Annotated in this window: 20 protein-coding genes; 11 read left to right on the top strand and 9 right to left on the bottom strand. The window is 52.0% G+C overall.

What is annotated here, in order from left to right:
- Positions 1-26: 26 nt before the first annotated feature.
- Positions 27-533, top strand: a complete 507-nt coding sequence (locus QMN38_RS20560; protein ID WP_271441468.1) for a YgjV family protein — start codon at positions 27-29, stop codon at positions 531-533.
- Here the strand turns inward: QMN38_RS20560 and fdhD are convergent.
- Complete coding sequence (gene fdhD / locus QMN38_RS20555) at positions 500-1300, bottom strand: formate dehydrogenase accessory sulfurtransferase FdhD (RefSeq protein WP_416348271.1); 801 nt, start codon at positions 1298-1300, stop codon at positions 500-502. The genes QMN38_RS20560 and fdhD overlap by 34 nt on opposite strands.
- Before the next feature lie 230 nt (positions 1301-1530).
- Between fdhD and fdnG the strand changes: the two genes are divergently transcribed.
- From fdnG to fdhE, 4 genes are read left to right on the top strand one after another with little or no spacing between them, the layout of a single operon-like run.
- Positions 1531-4581, top strand: coding sequence for a formate dehydrogenase-N subunit alpha (gene fdnG / locus QMN38_RS20550; RefSeq protein ID WP_158654566.1), 3051 nt, complete (start codon positions 1531-1533; stop codon positions 4579-4581).
- Between the two features lie 12 nt (positions 4582-4593).
- Positions 4594-5496 (top strand): formate dehydrogenase O subunit beta, encoded by a 903-nt coding sequence (gene fdoH, locus QMN38_RS20545; protein ID WP_202037268.1) that lies wholly within the window; start codon positions 4594-4596, stop codon positions 5494-5496.
- Positions 5493-6128 carry a formate dehydrogenase cytochrome b556 subunit gene (fdoI, locus tag QMN38_RS20540; RefSeq protein ID WP_271441466.1) on the top strand — a complete coding sequence of 212 codons (636 nt, stop codon included), beginning with the start codon at positions 5493-5495 and terminating at the stop codon, positions 6126-6128. Before fdoH ends, fdoI begins: the two co-directional genes overlap by 4 nt.
- Complete coding sequence (gene fdhE / locus QMN38_RS20535; protein ID WP_271441465.1) at positions 6125-7054, top strand: formate dehydrogenase accessory protein FdhE; 930 nt, start codon at positions 6125-6127, stop codon at positions 7052-7054. Before fdoI ends, fdhE begins: the two co-directional genes overlap by 4 nt.
- A gap of 36 nt (positions 7055-7090) precedes the next feature.
- On the opposite strand, the gene QMN38_RS20530 is transcribed toward fdhE, so the two are convergent.
- A complete protein-coding gene (locus QMN38_RS20530; RefSeq protein WP_323605862.1) occupies positions 7091-7465 on the bottom strand; it encodes a type II toxin-antitoxin system VapC family toxin in 375 nt (124 codons plus the stop codon).
- Complete coding sequence (locus tag QMN38_RS20525; protein WP_003825279.1) at positions 7465-7707, bottom strand: ribbon-helix-helix domain-containing protein; 243 nt, start codon at positions 7705-7707, stop codon at positions 7465-7467. The genes QMN38_RS20530 and QMN38_RS20525 overlap by 1 nt, the downstream gene beginning before the upstream one ends.
- Before the next feature lie 205 nt (positions 7708-7912).
- Between QMN38_RS20525 and QMN38_RS20520 the strand changes: the two genes are divergently transcribed.
- Positions 7913-8827 (top strand): alpha/beta hydrolase, encoded by a 915-nt coding sequence (locus tag QMN38_RS20520; RefSeq protein WP_323605860.1) that lies wholly within the window; start codon positions 7913-7915, stop codon positions 8825-8827.
- Between the two features lie 38 nt (positions 8828-8865).
- Here QMN38_RS20520 and fabY read toward each other — a convergent pair whose 3' ends face one another.
- From fabY to QMN38_RS20490, 6 genes are all read right to left on the bottom strand, one after another.
- Positions 8866-9807 carry a fatty acid biosynthesis protein FabY gene (gene fabY / locus QMN38_RS20515; protein ID WP_170974333.1) on the bottom strand — a complete coding sequence of 314 codons (942 nt, stop codon included), beginning with the start codon at positions 9805-9807 and terminating at the stop codon, positions 8866-8868.
- 44 nt (positions 9808-9851) lie between these two features.
- A complete protein-coding gene (gene dtd / locus QMN38_RS20510) occupies positions 9852-10289 on the bottom strand; it encodes a D-aminoacyl-tRNA deacylase (RefSeq protein WP_137381428.1) in 438 nt (145 codons plus the stop codon).
- Positions 10286-11158, bottom strand: a complete 873-nt coding sequence (locus tag QMN38_RS20505) for a virulence factor BrkB family protein (protein WP_137381427.1) — start codon at positions 11156-11158, stop codon at positions 10286-10288. The genes dtd and QMN38_RS20505 overlap by 4 nt, the downstream gene beginning before the upstream one ends.
- A complete protein-coding gene (gene yihX, locus QMN38_RS20500) occupies positions 11152-11751 on the bottom strand; it encodes a glucose-1-phosphatase (protein ID WP_323605857.1) in 600 nt (199 codons plus the stop codon). The genes QMN38_RS20505 and yihX overlap by 7 nt, the downstream gene beginning before the upstream one ends.
- 105 nt (positions 11752-11856) lie before the next feature.
- The gene (locus tag QMN38_RS20495; protein ID WP_202037272.1) at positions 11857-12660 is read right to left on the bottom strand and encodes a DeoR/GlpR family DNA-binding transcription regulator; all 804 of its coding nucleotides are present in this window, start codon (positions 12658-12660) and stop codon (positions 11857-11859) included.
- A 33-nt stretch (positions 12661-12693) separates the two neighbouring features.
- Positions 12694-13590 carry a sugar kinase gene (locus QMN38_RS20490; protein ID WP_323605853.1) on the bottom strand — a complete coding sequence of 299 codons (897 nt, stop codon included), beginning with the start codon at positions 13588-13590 and terminating at the stop codon, positions 12694-12696.
- Between the two features lie 166 nt (positions 13591-13756).
- Here QMN38_RS20490 and yihU point away from each other — a divergent pair, with 166 nt between their 5' ends.
- The 5 genes from yihU (at position 13757) to QMN38_RS20465 (ending at position 18737) form a co-directional block, all read left to right on the top strand.
- Positions 13757-14653: a sulfolactaldehyde 3-reductase gene (yihU, locus tag QMN38_RS20485; protein ID WP_323605851.1), complete on the top strand. Its 897-nt coding sequence runs from the start codon at positions 13757-13759 to the stop codon at positions 14651-14653.
- 10 nt (positions 14654-14663) lie between these two features.
- Complete coding sequence (gene yihT, locus QMN38_RS20480) at positions 14664-15542, top strand: sulfofructosephosphate aldolase (RefSeq protein WP_323605850.1); 879 nt, start codon at positions 14664-14666, stop codon at positions 15540-15542.
- Positions 15543-15557: 15 nt separating this feature from the next.
- Positions 15558-16799, top strand: coding sequence for a sulfoquinovose isomerase (yihS, locus tag QMN38_RS20475; protein ID WP_023217874.1), 1242 nt, complete (start codon positions 15558-15560; stop codon positions 16797-16799).
- 71 nt (positions 16800-16870) lie between these two features.
- Complete coding sequence (locus tag QMN38_RS20470; protein ID WP_249357512.1) at positions 16871-17773, top strand: aldose-1-epimerase; 903 nt, start codon at positions 16871-16873, stop codon at positions 17771-17773.
- Between the two features lie 88 nt (positions 17774-17861).
- Positions 17862-18737, top strand: coding sequence for a sulfite exporter TauE/SafE family protein (locus QMN38_RS20465; RefSeq protein ID WP_063941727.1), 876 nt, complete (start codon positions 17862-17864; stop codon positions 18735-18737).
- The last annotated feature ends 97 nt before the right edge of the window (positions 18738-18834 follow it).

The following is an 18834-nucleotide window of genomic DNA, read 5'->3' as shown; positions in this document are numbered from 1 at the left end:
TCACTCTTTCATAGATGGCGACCACAATGAACGCATTTCTTCTCTCTCAGATGCTGGCTGGCATCAGCTTCTTACTGGATATTTCCGCTTTTCATTTTCAGCGCCGGGCTATCACTTTATCTCTGCTCACCAGCTCCACTTCCCTGTTGGCTATCCATTTCTATCTTTTGGATCAACACGCTGCGGCTGGGTTAATGATCATTGCCGCATGCCGCTACGCGACGGCCATCGTCACGTTTCACCGCTGGGCGATGTGGGGATTTATGCTGGGATCGCTGCTGTGTAGCGTTTATCTTTGGCAAAATCTGTCGAGTATTTTGCCGCTGATGGGAAGCCTGCTGATGACCTTTGCGTCGTTTCAAAAACACAGCGGAAAACTACGGAGTTACACATTGTGCGGTAGCCTGTGTTGGCTACTGAACAATGTGATTGTCGGCTCGCCAGTTGCCGTAATCATGGAGCTGGCATTTTCAGGCAGCATTCTGGCCGCCTGGTGGCGTCACAGCGCGATCAGACGTTGCGGATGCGTGTAGACCGTCGCCCTGCCCGGTTTGCAAAAACCCACCAACGTCAGGTTACAACGTTCGGCAACTTCCACGGCAAGCGTCGTGGCGGCTGAAACAGCAAACAGGATCTCCACGCCACACATCGCCGACTTTTGCACCATCTCGTAGCTGGCGCGGCTGGAAACTAGCACCGCGCCCTGTTGCCAGCTTTCCCCTTCCACTGCGCGTCGTCCCAGCAGTTTATCCAGCGCAACGTGGCGACCCACGTCTTCATGGCCCCCCGTCAAATGGCCTGATGGCTGTACCCAGGCCGCAGCGTGCGTACAGCCTGTGAGCTGTCCCACGGGCTGATAATCGTGCAAATGCCGTAATGCGGTATCGAGGTTCGCCAGGTTAAATGTCTGGGTAAACGGCAGAGGCTGGACCGGTTTGCCAATGTCATTGAGCTGCTCCACGCCACAAACGCCGCAACCGGTACGTCCGGCCAGCGCGCGACGACGCTCCTTCAGCCCCATAAAACGACGGCTGGACAGTTCAACCTGGACTTCCAATCCATTGCAGGAAGGCACCACATCCATGCCAAAAATATCCTGCGGGGATTCAATAATGCCTTCAGACAGCGAAAAACCCATCGCAAAGTGCTCAAGATCTTTCGGTGATGCCATCATCACCACGTGCGAAATTCCGTTGTAAACCAACGCAACGGGCACTTCTTCAGCGACTTCATCTGGCTGAGGATGTTGCAAATCCTCACGCTTCCAGAGGGTCAACTGACGCGATCCTGCACAATTCATCACATTTTTGACTTCTTCTTGATGGATTTTATTCACTTTCTTTTAACCATATTGGAACACACATACCAACATTGTGGTATTCTTTACAAACCCCTCCTGGACGGAGGGAAATTCACCCAATTCTGGACCTTTGCGGTCCCGTCCGCAAAGAAAAATAACAACCACTTCCCTCGCGTTCGCGTTAAAGAAAAGCGAAGGGAATGTGACAATGTCGAAACAAGGAGCGAACCATGCAGGTCAGCAGAAGGCAGTTCTTTAAGATCTGCGCTGGCGGTATGGCAGGCACCACGGCAGCGGCACTGGGCTTTGCGCCCGGCGTAGCGCTCGCGGAAACACGGCAATATAAATTGCTGCGCACCCGCGAAACCCGTAACACCTGCACTTACTGTTCCGTTGGCTGTGGACTGTTGATGTACAGCCTCGGTGACGGCGCAAAAAATGCCAAAGCATCCATCTTCCATATCGAAGGGGACCCGGATCACCCGGTCAACCGTGGCGCGCTCTGCCCTAAAGGGGCCGGTCTGGTGGATTTCATCCACTCCGAAAGCCGCCTGAAATTCCCGGAATACCGCGCACCTGGCTCTGATAAGTGGCAACAAATTAGCTGGGATGAGGCATTTGACCGCATCGCGAAGCTAATGAAAGAAGACCGCGACGCTAACTACGTTGCGCAGAACGCTGAAGGCGTGACCGTTAACCGCTGGCTTTCCACCGGGATGTTGTGTGCTTCCGCGTCCAGTAACGAAACCGGCTATTTAACACAAAAATTCTCCCGCGCGCTGGGTATGCTCGCGGTCGACAACCAGGCACGCGTCTGACACGGACCAACGGTAGCAAGTCTTGCTCCAACATTTGGTCGCGGTGCGATGACCAACCACTGGGTCGACATTAAAAACGCCAACCTCGTTGTGGTGATGGGCGGTAACGCCGCTGAAGCTCACCCGGTCGGGTTCCGCTGGGCGATGGAGGCCAAAATTCACAACGGCGCGAAGCTGATTGTGATAGATCCTCGCTTTACGCGAACCGCAGCGGTGGCTGATTTCTATGCTCCTATTCGCTCTGGTACTGACATTGCCTTCCTGTCAGGCGTCTTGCTGTACCTGCTAAATAACGAAAAATTCAACCGCGAATATACCGAAGCCTACACCAACGCCAGCCTGATCGTGCGTGAGGATTATGGCTTCGAAGATGGCCTGTTCACGGGCTATGACGCGGATAAACGCAAGTATGACAAAACCAGCTGGAACTACGAGCTGGATGAAAAAGGCTTCGCCAAACGCGATGTTACGCTGCAACACCCGCGCTGCGTGTGGAATCTGCTGAAACAGCACGTTTCCCGCTACACGCCGGACGTGGTGGAAAACATCTGCGGTACACCGAAGGCTGATTTCCTGAAAGTCTGTGAGTACATCGCAGAAACCAGCGTAAAAGATAAAACCGCGTCGTTCCTGTACGCATTGGGCTGGACGCAGCACTCCGTTGGTGCGCAGAACATCCGCACCATGGCGATGATCCAGTTACTGCTTGGCAATATGGGGATGGCTGGCGGCGGTGTTAACGCCCTGCGCGGTCACTCGAATATCCAGGGTCTGACTGACTTAGGCCTGCTGTCACAAAGCCTGCCAGGCTACATGACGCTGCCAAGCGAGAAACAAACCGACCTGCAAACCTACCTTGCCGCCAACACGCCAAAACCGTTGCTGGAAGGCCAGGTGAACTACTGGGGCAACTACCCGAAATTCTTCGTTTCGATGATGAAAGCCTTCTTTGGCGATAAGGCGACAGCGGAAAACAGCTGGGGCTTTGACTGGCTGCCGAAGTGGGATAAAGGGTACGACGTGCTGCAGTACTTCGAGATGATGAACCAGGGCAAAGTAAATGGTTATATCTGCCAGGGCTTTAACCCGGTCGCGTCATTCCCGAACAAAAACAAGGTTGTGGCTTCACTGTCTAAACTGAAGTTCCTGGTGACCATCGATCCGCTCAATACCGAGACGTCCACCTTCTGGCAGAACCACGGTGAGTCGAACGATGTTGATCCGTCGAAAATCCAGACTGAAGTATTCCGCCTGCCATCCACCTGCTTTGCCGAAGAGAACGGTTCTATCGTGAACTCCGGTCGCTGGTTGCAGTGGCACTGGAAAGGCGCGGATGCCCCAGGGATTGCCGTTACCGATGGTGAAATCCTCGCCGGTATCTTCCTGCGTCTGCGTAAGATGTACGCCGAACAAGGTGGTGCGAACCCGGAACAGGTGCTGAGCATGACCTGGAACTACTCCACCCCGCACGAACCGGCTTCAGAAGAAGTGGCAATGGAGAGCAACGGTAAGGCGCTGGCCGATATTACCGACCCGGCAACTGGCGCGGTTATCGTGAAGAAAGGCCAACAGCTGAGCTCGTTCGCCCAACTGCGTGACGATGGTACCACCTCCAGCGGTTGCTGGATCTTCGCCGGCAGCTGGACGCCGGAAGGCAACCAGATGGCCCGTCGCGATAACGCCGACCCGTCAGGTCTTGGCAATACGCTGGGCTGGGCATGGGCATGGCCGCTCAACCGACGCATTCTGTATAACCGCGCCTCCGCTGACCCACAGGGGAATCCGTGGGATCCAAAACGTCAGATCCTGAAATGGGACGGGGCGAAATGGAGCGGAATGGATATTCCGGACTACAGCGCTGCCGCACCGGGCAGCAACGTTGGGCCATTCATCATGCAGCCTGAAGGGATGGGACGTCTGTTTGCTATCGATAAGATGGCGGAAGGTCCGTTCCCGGAACACTACGAGCCGTTTGAAACGCCGCTGGGAACTAACCCGCTGCACCCGAACGTTATCTCTAACCCTGCCGCCCGTATCTTTAAAGGCGACGAAGAAGCACTGGGTAAAGCAGATAAGTTCCCGTACGTCGGAACAACCTATCGTCTGACCGAACACTTCCACTACTGGACCAAGCATGCGTTGCTTAACGCCATCGCACAGCCGGAACAGTTTGTGGAAATTGGCGAGAAACTGGCAAATAAGCTGGGCATCTCCCACGGCGATACCGTCAAAGTCTCCTCTAACCGCGGCTACATTAAAGCCAAAGCAGTGGTGACCAAACGTATTCGCACGTTGAAGGCAAACGGTAAGGATATCGACACTATCGGTATTCCTATTCACTGGGGCTACGAAGGCGTAGCTAAAAAAGGCTTTATCGCCAATACGTTAACGCCATTCGTCGGTGATGCGAACACGCAAACACCGGAATTTAAGTCCTTCCTCGTGAACGTGGAAAAGGTGTAACGGAGACGACCTATGGCTTATCAATCGCAAGACATCATTCGTCGTTCCGCCACTAACGGTTTCACTCCCGCGCCTCAGGCGCGGGACCATCAGGAAGAGGTGGCGAAGCTTATCGACGTCACCACCTGTATCGGCTGTAAAGCGTGTCAGGTGGCGTGTTCGGAGTGGAACGACATCCGTGATGAGGTGGGTAACAACGTTGGGGTGTACGACAACCCGGCTGATTTGACCGCCAAATCCTGGACGGTGATGCGCTTCTCGGAAGTGGAACAAGACGACAAACTCGAATGGCTTATCCGTAAGGATGGCTGTATGCACTGTGCCGATCCGGGCTGTCTGAAAGCATGCCCGGCTGAAGGGGCAATCATTCAGTATGCCAACGGCATCGTCGACTTCCAGTCCGAGCAGTGCATCGGCTGCGGCTATTGTATTGCAGGCTGCCCGTTCGACGTACCGCGCCTCAACCCGGAAGACAACCGCGTCTATAAATGTACGCTGTGTGTTGACCGTGTGGTGGTGGGCCAGGAACCGGCCTGTGTGAAAACGTGCCCAACCGGTGCCATTCATTTCGGCACCAAAGAGTCGATGAAAACGCTGGCGGGCGAGCGTGTCGCGGAGCTGAAAACGCGTGGTTACGAAAATGCGGGTCTGTACGATCCGGCAGGCGTTGGCGGTACGCACGTGATGTATGTGCTGCACCATGCTGACAAGCCGAACCTGTATCACGGCTTGCCAGAGAACCCGGAAATCAGCGCCACCGTCAAATTCTGGAAAGGCATCTGGAAACCCCTCGCAGCGGTCGGCTTTGCAGCGACATTTGCGGCCAGTATCTTCCACTACGTCGGTGTAGGCCCAAACCGTGCGGAAGAGGAAGAAGACAATCTGCATGAAAAAGACGACGAGGTGCGCAAATGAAACGACGTGACACCATCGTGCGCTACACGGCGCCGGAACGCATCAACCACTGGGTAACCGCCTTCTGCTTCATTCTGGCGGCGGTGAGCGGGATGGGCTTTCTCTTCCCGTCGTTTAACTGGCTGATGCACATCATGGGCACTCCGCAGCTGGCGCGAATTGTGCACCCGTTTGTCGGCGTGATTATGTTTGCCTCGTTTATCATCATGTTTTTCCGATACTGGCACCACAATCTAATCAATCGGGATGATATCTTTTGGGCGAAGAATATTCGTAAGATTGTCGTCAACGAGGAAGTAGGTGACACGGGACGTTATAACTTCGGCCAGAAATGCGTATTCTGGGCGGCGATTATCTTCCTGGTCCTGTTGCTGGTTAGCGGAGTGATCATCTGGCGTCCGTATTTTGCGCCTGCTTTCTCAATCCCGGTGATCAGATTCGCGTTAATGCTGCATTCATTTGCCGCAGTAGCGTTAATTGTGGTTATCATGGTGCACATTTACGCCGCCCTTTGGGTGAAAGGCACCATTACCGCGATGGTGGAAGGATGGGTTACCAGTTCATGGGCGAAGAAACATCACCCACGCTGGTACCGTGAAGTCCGAAAGACAACGGAAAAGAAAACTGAATGAGTATTCGCATAATCCCGCAAGATGAGCTGGGTTCGAGCGAGAAACGCACGGCGGATATGATTCCGCCGTTGTTATTCCCCAGACTCAAAAATTTGTATAACCGCCGCGCCGAACGTCTGCGCGAGCTGGCCGAGAACAACCCGCTGGGTGATTATCTGCGCTTTGCCGCGCTGATCGCCCACGCGCAGGAAGTGGTGCTGTATGACCATCCGCTGCAGATAGATCTGACCGCTCGCATCAAAGAAGCGAACGATCAGGGTAAACCACCGCTGGATATCCACGTCCTGCCGCGCGATAAACACTGGCAAAAACTGCTGCAGTCGTTAATTGCTGAGCTGAAACCAGAAATGAGCGGCCCTGCACTGGCGGTGATCGAAAATCTGGAAAAAGCCTCAGAGCAGGAACTTGAGCTGATGGCCAGCGCGCTGTTTGCCTCTGATTTTGCCTCTGTCAGCAGCGACAAAGCACCGTTCATCTGGGCGGCCTTGTCGCTCTACTGGGCGCAGATGGCAAGTCTGATCCCTGGCAAAGCACGTGCGGAGTACGGTGAACAACGCCAGTACTGCCCGGTATGTGGTTCAATGCCTGTTTCCAGCATGGTGCAAATTGGCACTACTCAGGGGCTGCGCTATCTGCACTGCAACCTGTGTGAAACCGAGTGGCACGTCGTGCGCGTGAAATGCAGCAACTGCGAACAGAGCCGTGATTTGAACTACTGGTCACTGGATAACGAGCAAGCGGCAATTAAAGCAGAAAGCTGCGGCGACTGTGGTACTTACCTGAAGATTCTCTATCAGGAAAAAGACCCGAAAGTAGAAGCTGTTGCTGACGATCTCGCTTCACTGATGCTGGACGCACATATGGAGCAAGAGGGTTTTGCTCGTAGCTCCATCAACCCGTTCCTGTTCCCGGGTGAAGGGGAGTAGGTACTCCGCACCACCGGGCGGCGTAAGTCGCCCGGGTTATAACGTATATGGCGTGACCACGCCTGATATGCCTGCAAAATCCTTGGTATTACGCGTAACCAGTGTAAGACGATGAATCTGCGCAGTGGCCAAAATAATGGCATACGGCAATTTCATCCCATGCTCCTGCCTGATACTCACGCTTCGTTCAGCAATATCCTGTGAAACGCCGATCACGTTAAAAGCGCCTAGCGCAACGCGAGTACGGGCTTCCTGATGGTATTTTTTTGCGCCCACCATCACCTCCATCCATGTAATGAGGCTGATTGCGTTCTGTGGCGACCATGTTTCTATCGCTAGTTTTGCTTCATTTCTCCCGCTAAACAGGTCGATGAGAATGTTGGTATCAAAAAGCGCTAATCCTTTGACCATTACCATTCCTCACGAAGTTTACGCTGGTATTCAACACCATCTTCCTCACAGCCTTGCCACAGCCCAAGAGCACGTGAAATAGCTGTTTCAGCCTGATCCTGCCTTTCAAGATATTGTTCAACGGCCTCCCGTAAGAGTTCTGCTCGCGGCAGGTTGCGCTGAACCTTGAGGTCATCAAGGCGTTTAATCACCTCATCTGATAAATCGAGTAAAATTCTGCCCATATCCATTCCAGCCATCATACTCACATATACCTCCAGTATATCATCGGCGATTAATTTCCACACAACATACACTTGAGAAAAGCGGGAAAATAGCCTTCACACTAACGATTTTTACTTTTGCGAGCCACTTTCCAGAATCATACATCCCCCTACTTTTCCGATTTTCATCCGTGGTAATCCAGGTTATAAAGCTGTATATCCATACAGATAAGAGAAATAATAAATGGCACTGGAAAGCGGGATTGCACAGCGGGTTGAGGCGTTTATTGCGGCGGGGCGTCCTTCTGCACGCGAGCAGAATATTGATGACCGGAGGGCTGGCTACATCGCCAGTACGGTACTGGCCGGAGAAACAGAATCCCGCGTGCAAGTTGAAGATATTGAACTCGAAACCATGACGTTTCGCGTTGTTTCGCCACGGGGCGCCATGGGAAACCTACCCTGCGTGATTTATTATCACGGCGGCTGCTTTGTCAGCGGTGGATTCGCTACACATGATAACCAGCTAAGGCAACTCGCCTGGTACAGCGGCTGTCGGGTCATTGCGGTACAATATCGCCTCGCACCAGAGCATACTTTCCCAGCAGCACACGACGATGCCGAAAAAGGCGCTAGCATCATTTGGAAGTATGCAGAGAAACTGGGTGTCGATCGCACGCGCATCACGCTCGCTGGCGACAGTGCTGGCGGACATCTGGCGTTCGTTTGCGCCTTGCGCCTGAAAGCCGCACAGCAATGGCAACCTGCACAACTCGTGCTGATTTATCCCATGCTCGACGCAACCGCCAGATTTGAGAGCTACACCCGCAATGGACAGGATTACATCATCACACGTGACACACTGCTGTCTGGTTACGAGATGTATATGCCACAGACTGACCCATACCATCCGGAAGTCAGCCCGCTGTGGCGCGACGATTTCAACGGGTTACCACCGACCCACATCATTACCGCTGAATTTGACCCACTGTGCGATGAAGGAGAAGCCCTGTATCACAAGCTTCAGAAGCAAGCCGTGGACTGCACCTGCCAGCGCTATCTCGGCGTCATCCACGGATTTTTTCAGTTAGGAGGCGTAAGCCAGACGGCACGAAACGCAATGCGCGACGTGGCCTGGCGAGTTGCAACACACGAGTAAAACGCGAATCGGGTAGCGTGAAGAGTAGGGATTTCCTCCTACTCTTCTTCATTCCCACCTTCGACGTAAGGACCAAACGGCTTCGCAGGCAATACGATATACGTGCCTTCAAACACCACGCCCGCCGTATCGTCACCAAAAAGCTCCACCTGCATCTGCACACGTGCCTTGCGGCCTCTTGCCAAACGGTCAAGATCGCCACTCAATGAGCCCAGATCGGCGATAGCAGTAGGCTTCCCGGTGATCGGCTTGCTGTAGCGGATATGTGCATCGGCGAGGATAATCGTTCCTCCCAGATGACGCTCACGCAACATCAGCCAGATAAGCCCCCAACCGGTAAGCGTTGCCAGCGAGAACAGGCTTCCGGCAAACAGGGTGTGGTGCGGATTCTGGTTCCCTGTCTCGGGCATCGTGGTAATAAATTTCTGCCCGGTATATTGCTGAATACGCACGCCCATTTTCTCGCTTAACGGAATATGTTCGTACCAGGCCTGCTGTAGTTGCCCACACCAGTCACCACGATGAAGAATATCGTCCAGCGTCGCAATGGGCTTAATCATCAGGAAGTGGCGGACCGGCGTGGTTTGCGGCGTGGTGATTTCCCCCTGGCTTACAAACCCCAGCTTGGCGAAAAATTCAACCGCATCCTCACGAGCGCTACAGGTGACGCGCTTCACCCCTTCCTGGCGTGCCACGGATTCAAGGGTCATCGCCATCAGTGTTCCGAGCCCCTTTTCTTGCACCGAGGGGTCAACAGCCATAAAGCGTATGGAGGCTTCGTTATCCGCATTGATATACAGACGCCCTACCGCGACCAAATTACCTTCTTCGTCCACCACCATCTGATGGTGTGCCATTGCGTCCCAGGCATCCCGTTCGGAGCCTTTTGGCTGGTGCAGGGGTTTACGCAGCATTTCCCAGCGAAACTGGTAGTAACGCTCCAATTCTTCTTCTGTTTGCGGTACTCGAAGGTGATACATAGTTGTATTCTCTCTTGTTACCCGCGACCACGCCGGAAGCTGGTTCATACTTGTAACCAGAACGTCACGGGGCCATCATTAACCAGCGAAACCTGCATATCAGCAGCGAACCGCCCGGTTTGCGTGTTCATCTCCTGTTGGCGGCAGCGCTCTACAAAATATGTGTAAAGCGCCTCTGCCCGATCGGGTGCTGCGCCTTTTGAAAAACCAGGGCGCATGCCGCGTTCGGTATCGGCCGCCAGTGTAAACTGTGAAACCACCAGCACGCTGCCACCTGACTGCTGCACATTCAGGTTCATTTTGCCTTCGGCATCGCTAAAGATTCGATAGCCGAGTACGCGTTCGCACAGGCGGTTCGCTTTCTGTTCGTCATCATCCCTTTCGACACCTAACAGGACCAAAAGTCCTGGGCCAATTTCACCCGTCACCTCACCCTCCACGGTGACGCTGGCACGGGTTACGCGCTGAATTAATGCAATCATGGTTGCTCTGCTTCTTCTTGTTCTGCGGCTTGTTTAAGTTTGCGGTATTCCCCGAGAGTGACAGTTATTTCCGCGCCTAGCAAGACGATACACCACGTCCAGTAAACCCAGACGAATAAAATAGGGATCACCGCCAGGACACCGTAAATGAGCTGATAAGACGGGAACATCGTGATATAGAGTGCAAATCCTTTCTTTCCGGCTTCGAACAGCACAGCAGCAACAAAAGCACCGATTACCGCATCACGATTGGGAACTCGCGTGGTGGGTACAATGCTATAAAGCAGCCAGAACGACAGCCAGGAAAGTACCAACGGGAAAATACGCAATACGTTATCAATCACCGTGTTGAGATCGCTGGCCCAGCGCAACGACAGCAAATAAGAACTGATTGCCAGGCTGGCTCCCGCCAGCAGCGGTCCCAGCGTTAATATCATCCAGTAAACGGCAAAAGAGTACACTTTGGGCCGCGTGCGCTTACTGCGCCAGATGGTATTCAACGCGCTATCGATGGCATACATCAGCAATAAGGCGGTTACAATCAGCCCGCATGCCCCAACAGCAGTCATTTTGTTCGAGTTTGCGACAAACTGTTCGATATACCGCTGGATGACATCGCCAGTCGCCGGAATAAAGTTAGCGAAAATGAAATGACGGAGTTGAATGCTAACATCGGAAAACATCGGAAATGCAGCGAAAAGAGCAAAAACAACGGCGATAAGCGGCACTAATGAGAGCAATGAAACGTAGGCAAGATTTCCTGCCAGCGTTGTCATATGGTCCTCATCAATGCGCTGCCATAGTAGCTTCAGCCAGGCCCATACAGGACGCGTATGATGCCTGGCTTTTTGATGCAAAAATTTTAGCATAACAACTTCGCGAAATAGTCAGGGATGGTCGTTTTATCGACGACCTGGATACTGGTGATCCCTAACTGGTTAGCCCCTTCAATATTATCGGCGTTGTCATCAAAAAAGACCGCATCGTGCGCAGAAAAACCTTCTGACTGCAGAACGTGCTGGTAAATCCGTGCTTCCGGTTTACGCATGCCCAGTTCCTGAGAAAGATAAATGTGATCGGCTGCCTGACGGATTTCGGGATACTCATCCGGCCAAAACGTTGTGTGCAGGCGGTTAGTATTCGATAACACAACGACACGATGCCCTTGCTCGCGTAGCTTATGCATGATGTCGATAACTTCGGGGCGTAATGCGACAAAAACGGCCTGCCAACCGTGGGAGAATTGCTCATAACTCAAAGGCAACGCCATGTCATGACACAGCGCCTCGGCGAAGGCCTCATCTGTTATTTCGCCTCGCTCATGCTGGCGAAAAGCTTTCCCCATCGTGAAACTTTGCTTTAGTGAAGCCAACGGTACACGGCTCAAATCGCTCCATGAGCCTAACACGCGATTGAAGTCGATATCGACAATCACATTACCCAAATCAAAGATATAGAGCATGTCCTTCTCCTTTCTCGCCGTGGATGAATAACTGTAGCGGGAAAGGAGAAGTTTGACTATGCGTGCGTGATGACTTCGAACGAATCAGAGCATCAAAGAGCGAGATCACATGGCCAGCGCGTCATCCTGAGAAGGACTCACTTGCACAATTTCAACCTGCTGTGACTGCAGGAGATTGTGCAACGCTGGGCCAGGATACTCATCGGTGAACAGCGCAGTTACCTGCGACACATTACCAATCTCTACCGCTGCAGAGGCCGTGTATTTCGTATGATCCGCTGCCAGCAGAATGTGCCGGGAATGGGACATCATCGTTTTTACTACACTGGCCTCGTTAACATCAAATTCCAGCAGCGCGCCATCGCTTTCAATCGCACCCACACTGGTCACCAGATAATCGGCGCGAAAGTCAGCGACAAACGCTGTAGCAGAAGGACCGATAATACCGCTGTTATGCGGGCGCAGCGTCCCTCCGGGAACCATTACTTCAAAACGCGGGTTGTTATACAGAATATGCGCCACGCGCAGGCTGTTGGTGATGATGCGCAAATGGTTATGGTTTAACAGCGCCCGCGCAACCTGCTCAACGGTAGTACCAATGGTAATGAACACCGTTGAGCCGTCGGGAATGTAATCCGCTACCGCTTCCGCGATGGCTTTTTTCTCTTCCGTCCAGGAGACTTCACGCTGTTCGAACGCCGTATTGACCACGCTGGAGGCTCTGCCTGCTCCGCCGTGATGACGCGTAATTAATCCCTGTTCGCTTAACTTACGAATATCACGACGCACGGTCTGGGTGGAAACATCCAGCAGACTGGCAAGTTCGTCAATATTCATATAACCGCGCTCGCTAATCAGCATCAGCAGTTGATCGTGTCGCGGGTTACCGGTCAGTTCGGTAAGACTCATGAAATTTCCTCGAAAAACCATTGCCCTGGCATTTTATACAAAAAGTGACAGAAAAGATCGGGTTTGATCACAGTCAGGGATCCCCGCACGTCCGCCCGGACGCGTACACTTCAGTGCCGCGACGCCACTGGCGAACCTGACGGCCTCTTCCTGCGCGGTCCCACAGGCCAGACTAAATGCCAGCGCACCATGAAAAACATCACCGGCACCGGTGGTATCTACCACATCGACTGAAAATCCTGGCTGATGCTGCACTGCATTATCTTTTATCCAGTCACACCCCTCACTGCCACGCGTCACATAAACATGACCATTTGTGAGCATTTGTGCTTTTTTCAGTCCAGAATCAGTCTCCGTTGTCCCTGTCAGTCGCGCCAGCCCCGGTTCAGAGAACGCAGCATGATCGCTCAATGCCACCAGTTCACTGATGTCCTGCGGCGTAACGTCGCCATCCAGCACGGTCATCACCCCTGACTGACGCGCCAGCGTGAAGGCCTGTTTTGCCCCTTCGTGCCAGCGCACGTCTGCCAACACCACATCCCACTGAGAAAAATCGATCTCCTTCAGCCAATCAGCATCCGGCAGTAAGTCCGGGCTGGGATAGTTAACAATAATTCGCTCTCCCTTCGCGTCGACCATAATCGCCGACTGTGAAGAGTTCGCCCCTGCATAGCGCCGGGTGTAACGCGTGTTTACCCCCAGGGATTCCAGCTCTGCCAGCAGGCTGTTTCCGGTGTCGTCATCGCCCACACGGCCAATAAAGTCCACCTGTGCGCCCAGCTTCGCCGCAGCCACAGCCGCAGTCGCAGCAGGCCCACCGCCCACTTCGGTATACCGCTTCGCCACATATTTACCTCCTTCAGTCGGTAAACCTTCTACGTAATAGATGCGATCCATCACGGTAATACCCACACAAGCAATACGAATCATGTTCATTCCTTAGGCGTTTCAAGATGGGATCATTTTAATTTCACAAAATGTTTAAAAAGTGACGGCTGTCAATTTTTTGACCATAAATTACAAATACGATCAAAAACAGACAGAAACAGACGATTTTAAATGACAGAAAATGACATCCACGTCTCAGGAGAACGTTATGGCAGTTATAGCATTTATCGGATTAGGTCAGATGGGTTCCCCCATGGCGAGCAACTTGCTGAAGCAGGGTCATCAACTCAGCGTCTTTGACGTTAACCCGGATGCCGTTCAGTGCCTGGTGGAAAAAGGGGCGCAGTCTGCCAGCAGCCCGGCTCAGGCAGCAAACGGCGCGGAGTTTGTCATCACCATGTTACCCAACGGCGATCTGGTGCGCAGCGTCTTGTTCGCTGAGCAAGGGGTTTGCGAGAGCCTGTCGCCACAAGCGCTGGTCATTGATATGTCCACTATCCATCCGCTGCAGACCGACAAACTGATTAGCGACATGGAGGCCAGAGGTTTCGGCATGATGGATTGCCCTGTCGGGCGCACCTCCGATCATGCGATCGCAGGCACGCTACTGCTGCTGGCTGGCGGAACGGCTGAGCAGGTAGAACGCGCCACACCGGTTCTGATGGCGATGGGTAATGAATTGATCAATGCCGGCGGTCCCGGCATGGGGATCCGCGTCAAACTCATCAACAACTACATGAGCATTGCGCTAAATGCGCTCTCCGCCGAAGCCGCCGTGTTGTGCGAAGCACTCGGTCTCTCCTTCGATGTGGCCCTGAAAGTGATGAGCGGGACGCCTGCCGGAAAAGGCCACTTCACCACCTCCTGGCCGAACAAAGTGCTGAAAGGCGATCTTTCCCCGGCCTTCATGATCGACTTAGCCCACAAGGATCTTGGCATCGCCCTGGATGTGGCGAATCAACTGCACGTGCCGATGCCGCTTGGTGCGGCATCCCGCGAAGTCTATAACCAGGCACGCGCCGCTGGCCGTGGCCGGGAAGACTGGACGGCCATTCTTGAACAGGTTCGCGCATCCGCCGGGCTAAATAAACACACAGATAAGTAAGGACAGAGCAATGACGAAGTACACCCTGAAAGACATCACCCGAGCTTCCGGCGGTTTTGCCATGCTGGCAGTCGATCAGCGCGAAGCCATGCGCTTAATGTTTGCCGCTGCGGGTGCGAAATCCCCGGTGAGCGACAGCGTGCTGACTGATTTCAAAGTAAATGCAGCGAAGATCCTTTCTCCCTATGCCTCTGCGATCCTGGTCGATCAGCAGTTCTGCTACCGCCAGGTGGTGGAACAACATGCCATCGCGAAAAGCTGCGGCATGATTGTTGCCGCCGACGAATTCATTCCGGGCAACGGTATTCCGGTCGATAGCGTGGTGATTGATAAAAAAATCAACCCACAGGCCGTGAAACAAGATGGTGCTAAGGCTCTCAAACTTCTGGTGCTGTGGCGCAGCGATGAAGATGCCCAACAGCGTCTTGATATGGTGAAAGAATTCAATGAGCTATGCCATTCCAATGGCCTGCTGAGCATTATCGAACCGGTTGTTCGCCCACCACGCCGTGGCGATAAGTTCGATCGTGAACAAGCCATTATCGATGCCGCAAAAGAGCTGGGTGACAGCGGTGCCGATCTCTACAAGGTCGAAATGCCGCTGTACGGCAAAGGTACCCAACAAGAACTGCTTAGCGCCTCCCAGCGCCTGAATGAAAACATCAACATGCCGTGGGTCATTCTCTCCTCTGGTGTGGATGAAAAACTGTTCCCGCGCGCGGTCAGCGTGGCCATGACGGCAGGTGCATCCGGCTTCCTGGCCGGACGTGCGGTCTGGTCATCAGTTATTGGCCTGCCGGATACCGAACTGATGCTGCGTGATGTTTCCGCACCTAAATTGCAACGTTTAGGTGACATTGTCGATGAAATGATGGCCCGTCGCCGCTAATACGAGGATCAAAGAATGAAATGGTTTAACACATTGAGCCACAACCGCTGGCTGGAGCAGGAAACCGACCGCATCTTTAACTTTGGTAAAAATGCTGCTGTCCCTACCGGATTTGGCTGGCTGGGTAACAAGGGGCAAATTAAAGAAGAGATGGGGACTCATCTATGGATTACTGCCCGAATGTTACACGTTTACTCTGTGGCCGCGGCTATGGGCAGGCCAGGGGCCTATGATCTGGTTGATCACGGCATCAAGGCTATGAATGGCGCGTTACTCGATAAAAAATACGGTGGTTGGTATGCCTGCGTGAATGACGAAGGCGTGATGGATGCCTCCAAACAAGGGTATCAACACTTTTTTGCACTGCTGGGCGCAGCCAGCGCAGTAACAACCGGGCATCCTGAAGCCAGGAAATTACTGGATTACACCATAGAAGTTATTGAGAAATACTTCTGGAGTGAAGAAGAGCAGATGTGCCTTGAGTCCTGGGACGAAGCCTTCAGCCAGACGGAAGATTACCGCGGCGGTAACGCCAACATGCACGCGGTCGAGGCTTTCCTGATCGTTTATGACGTTACCCATGACAAAAAATGGCTGGATCGCGCTATCAGAATCGCATCCGTCATCATTCATGATGTAGCCAGAAACAATCATTACCGTGTGAATGAGCACTTTGATGCTCAATGGAATCCTATCCGCGACTATAACAAAGAAAATCCAGCACACCGTTTCCGTGCATTTGGCGGCACGCCAGGCCATTGGATCGAATGGGGTCGTTTAATGCTGCATATCCACGCAGCGCTGGAAGCCAGATGCGAACAACCCCCAGCATGGCTGCTGGAAGATGCTAAAGGTTTGTTCCACGCTACAGTACGCGATGCCTGGGCTCCAGATGGGGCAGACGGTATTGTGTATACCGTTGATTGGGAAGGGAAACCTGTTGTACGCGAACGTGTACGCTGGCCAATTGTAGAAGCAATGGGGACAGCCTATGCCCTCTATACCGTAACAGGGGATCGTCAATACGAAACCTGGTATCAGACATGGTGGGATTACTGCATTAAATACCTGATGGACTATGAAAATGGTTCATGGTGGCAAGAGTTGGATGCTGACAACAAAGTGACCACCAAAGTCTGGGACGGTAAGCAGGACATTTATCACCTGCTGCACTGCCTGGTAATCCCACGCATTCCGCTCGCTCCAGGGCTGGCTCCAGCCGTAGCAGCAGGTTTGTTAGATATCAATGCGAAATAAATAAGCCTGGTAAAGACGGCATATCAGCAAATGAATGTTGCATATGCCGTTGTTTAGTAAGGATATCTAATATTAAGGTGATATGTATGCATAGTGGTGGGAATACGATATTACTCGCTGCAGGTGATTACCGGGCGCAAATAGTTTCAGTTGGTGCCGGTCTTGCCGAATTAACCTGGCAGGGCAAACATCTGGTTATACCTCATAAACCAGAAGAGATGCCTCTTGCTCATCTGGGTAAGGTATTAATCCCTTGGCCAAATCGTATTGCCAATGGCATCTATCAGCATGATGGGCATGAGTATCAGCTACCGATTAATGAACATGGTTCTAATACCGCTATTCACGGTTTACTTGCATGGCGAGACTGGCAAATTGATGAATTAACGGCAGAAAAAGCCTCATTTTCCATATTTCTGCCACCAAGCTATGGCTACCCATTCGCATTGATCTCACGAGTGATTTACTCACTGGACGCAACAACTGGGCTGTCCGTTGAGATAATTAGCCAAAATGTCGGCGATAAATCAGCACCTTACGGAGTCGGTATTCACCCTTATTTAACCTGTGATTTAACGCCTGTTGATGACTATACGCTGCTGCTTCCTGCAAATGAGGTTTTTGCTTTCGATACACAGTCTAACTCAACAACGTTACTTCGCGTCGATGAGCTGAATTTGGACTATTCCGTCCAACAAAAAATCGGTGATAAACGGATTGATCATACTTTCAAAACTTGCGGCGAGCGGTGGGAGGCGAAAATTATTAACGAACAACAGCAGTTGGCTGTTAGTTTGTGTTCCGATCAGCCGTGGCTTCAGGTCTATAGTGGCGAAAAGTTGAATCGTCAGGGATTAGCTATCGAGCCGATGAGTTGTCCACCTAATGCCTTTAACTCTGGGATCGACTTACTATTACTTAAACCAAAACAGCAGCATACATTATTTTTTAATATTCACGGTGAATGCATATAGTTCAAGTATTTATTTGTGCAGGATACCCATTACCCTGACTTAAAAAGTTCACGGTAATATTTTAGAATTTGATAATGAAGGAATTATAATGGATTTCTTTAATTTATTTACACCTGATGGCGTGATGTTGGAATCTAATGTTATATACACCGTTATCGCCTTAATGTTTCTTTATACATTCGTAGGAATATGTGCTGGCTTTGGTGGTGGATTGACAACCATGCCGCTCATCACCCTGATGCTACCGGTAAAAATGGCAACACCACTTTCTGTTATTGTAGGAACAGCAACCGCCATTTATGCCACATGGTTATCTCGTAAAGAAACGGACTGGCGATCGGCTGCCGTTCTTATCGGCTTCTCTTTCCTTGGCATTCCGGTAGGTTTATATGCACTTTCCTATCTGCCTGACCACATTATGAAAATAGGATTGGGCGGTTTTCTTATTCTCTACTCATTCTACAGTATGTTTATTCCTCGCCTACCCATCTATGACAGACGTTGGATTGCGGCGCCGTTAGGGGCAGTTGCTGGTGCGTTAGGAGCGGCCTTTTCCACAAACGGACCACCAGTTGTGATGTATGGAATGCTACGTAACCTGGGTCCAGCCGCTTTTCGCGGTACGCTGAATGCGTTCTTTACGGCTAACAACATTGCCGTTGTCGGCGGTCTGGCAACGAGTGGAATATTAACAATTTCGACATTTAAACTGGTTATTTTCTGTATTCCTACAATGATACTCGGTTCCTTGGTTGGGCAATATGTGCATAAGCGCATTTCGGTAAAAGTATTCCGTGTTTTAGTATTTTTATTATTAATCGCTTCGGGTGCAATGTTAATAAAAGGTGCATTGGGTATTTCAGCTATCACGGCGCTCTTACCACCATTTGTGCTGTTGGCGGCATTACAAATACTTTTAGGTAAAAAAATTGCTGAGATTCGTAGAGTGGATGCTAGCAAATAATAAGAGTTTGTCTTGTTCTAGCGCTACTTAAGGGTAGCGCATAACTATTTAAGGCTAATGAATAATAGCAAACCATAACCAATCAGTATGCTCGCGT

This window comes from Citrobacter sp. R-1.5.2 (assembly GCF_035064245.1).
Lineage (GTDB): Bacteria > Pseudomonadota > Gammaproteobacteria > Enterobacterales > Enterobacteriaceae > Citrobacter.
The sequence above is the reverse complement of the archived record's forward strand: the minus strand, read 5'-3'. Positions and strand labels throughout refer to the sequence as shown.

What these genes read in the sequence shown, in the direction of transcription:
- QMN38_RS20490 (WP_323605853.1), bottom strand. Translation starts at nt 13,590, where the DNA reads ATGATTCGTATTGCTTGTGTGGGTATTACCGTGATGGATCGCATCTAT.
- QMN38_RS20530 (WP_323605862.1), bottom strand. Translation starts at nt 7,465, where the DNA reads ATGGTCAAAGGATTAGCGCTTTTTGATACCAACATTCTCATCGACCTG.
- QMN38_RS20495 (WP_202037272.1), bottom strand. Translation starts at nt 12,660, where the DNA reads ATGAGTCTTACCGAACTGACCGGTAACCCGCGACACGATCAACTGCTG.
- yihU (WP_323605851.1), top strand. Translation starts at nt 13,757, where the DNA reads ATGGCAGTTATAGCATTTATCGGATTAGGTCAGATGGGTTCCCCCATG.
- dtd (WP_137381428.1), bottom strand. Translation starts at nt 10,289, where the DNA reads ATGATTGCATTAATTCAGCGCGTAACCCGTGCCAGCGTCACCGTGGAG.
- QMN38_RS20465 (WP_063941727.1), top strand. Translation starts at nt 17,862, where the DNA reads ATGGATTTCTTTAATTTATTTACACCTGATGGCGTGATGTTGGAATCT.
- yihT (WP_323605850.1), top strand. Translation starts at nt 14,664, where the DNA reads ATGACGAAGTACACCCTGAAAGACATCACCCGAGCTTCCGGCGGTTTT.
- yihX (WP_323605857.1), bottom strand. Translation starts at nt 11,751, where the DNA reads ATGCTCTATATCTTTGATTTGGGTAATGTGATTGTCGATATCGACTTC.
- QMN38_RS20505 (WP_137381427.1), bottom strand. Translation starts at nt 11,158, where the DNA reads ATGCTAAAATTTTTGCATCAAAAAGCCAGGCATCATACGCGTCCTGTA.
- fdhD (WP_416348271.1), bottom strand. Translation starts at nt 1,300, where the DNA reads ATGAATTGTGCAGGATCGCGTCAGTTGACCCTCTGGAAGCGTGAGGAT.
- yihS (WP_023217874.1), top strand. Translation starts at nt 15,558, where the DNA reads ATGAAATGGTTTAACACATTGAGCCACAACCGCTGGCTGGAGCAGGAA.
- QMN38_RS20560 (WP_271441468.1), top strand. Translation starts at nt 27, where the DNA reads ATGAACGCATTTCTTCTCTCTCAGATGCTGGCTGGCATCAGCTTCTTA.
- fdoH (WP_202037268.1), top strand. Translation starts at nt 4,594, where the DNA reads ATGGCTTATCAATCGCAAGACATCATTCGTCGTTCCGCCACTAACGGT.
- QMN38_RS20525 (WP_003825279.1), bottom strand. Translation starts at nt 7,707, where the DNA reads ATGATGGCTGGAATGGATATGGGCAGAATTTTACTCGATTTATCAGAT.
- fdoI (WP_271441466.1), top strand. Translation starts at nt 5,493, where the DNA reads ATGAAACGACGTGACACCATCGTGCGCTACACGGCGCCGGAACGCATC.
- QMN38_RS20520 (WP_323605860.1), top strand. Translation starts at nt 7,913, where the DNA reads ATGGCACTGGAAAGCGGGATTGCACAGCGGGTTGAGGCGTTTATTGCG.
- fabY (WP_170974333.1), bottom strand. Translation starts at nt 9,807, where the DNA reads ATGTATCACCTTCGAGTACCGCAAACAGAAGAAGAATTGGAGCGTTAC.
- fdhE (WP_271441465.1), top strand. Translation starts at nt 6,125, where the DNA reads ATGAGTATTCGCATAATCCCGCAAGATGAGCTGGGTTCGAGCGAGAAA.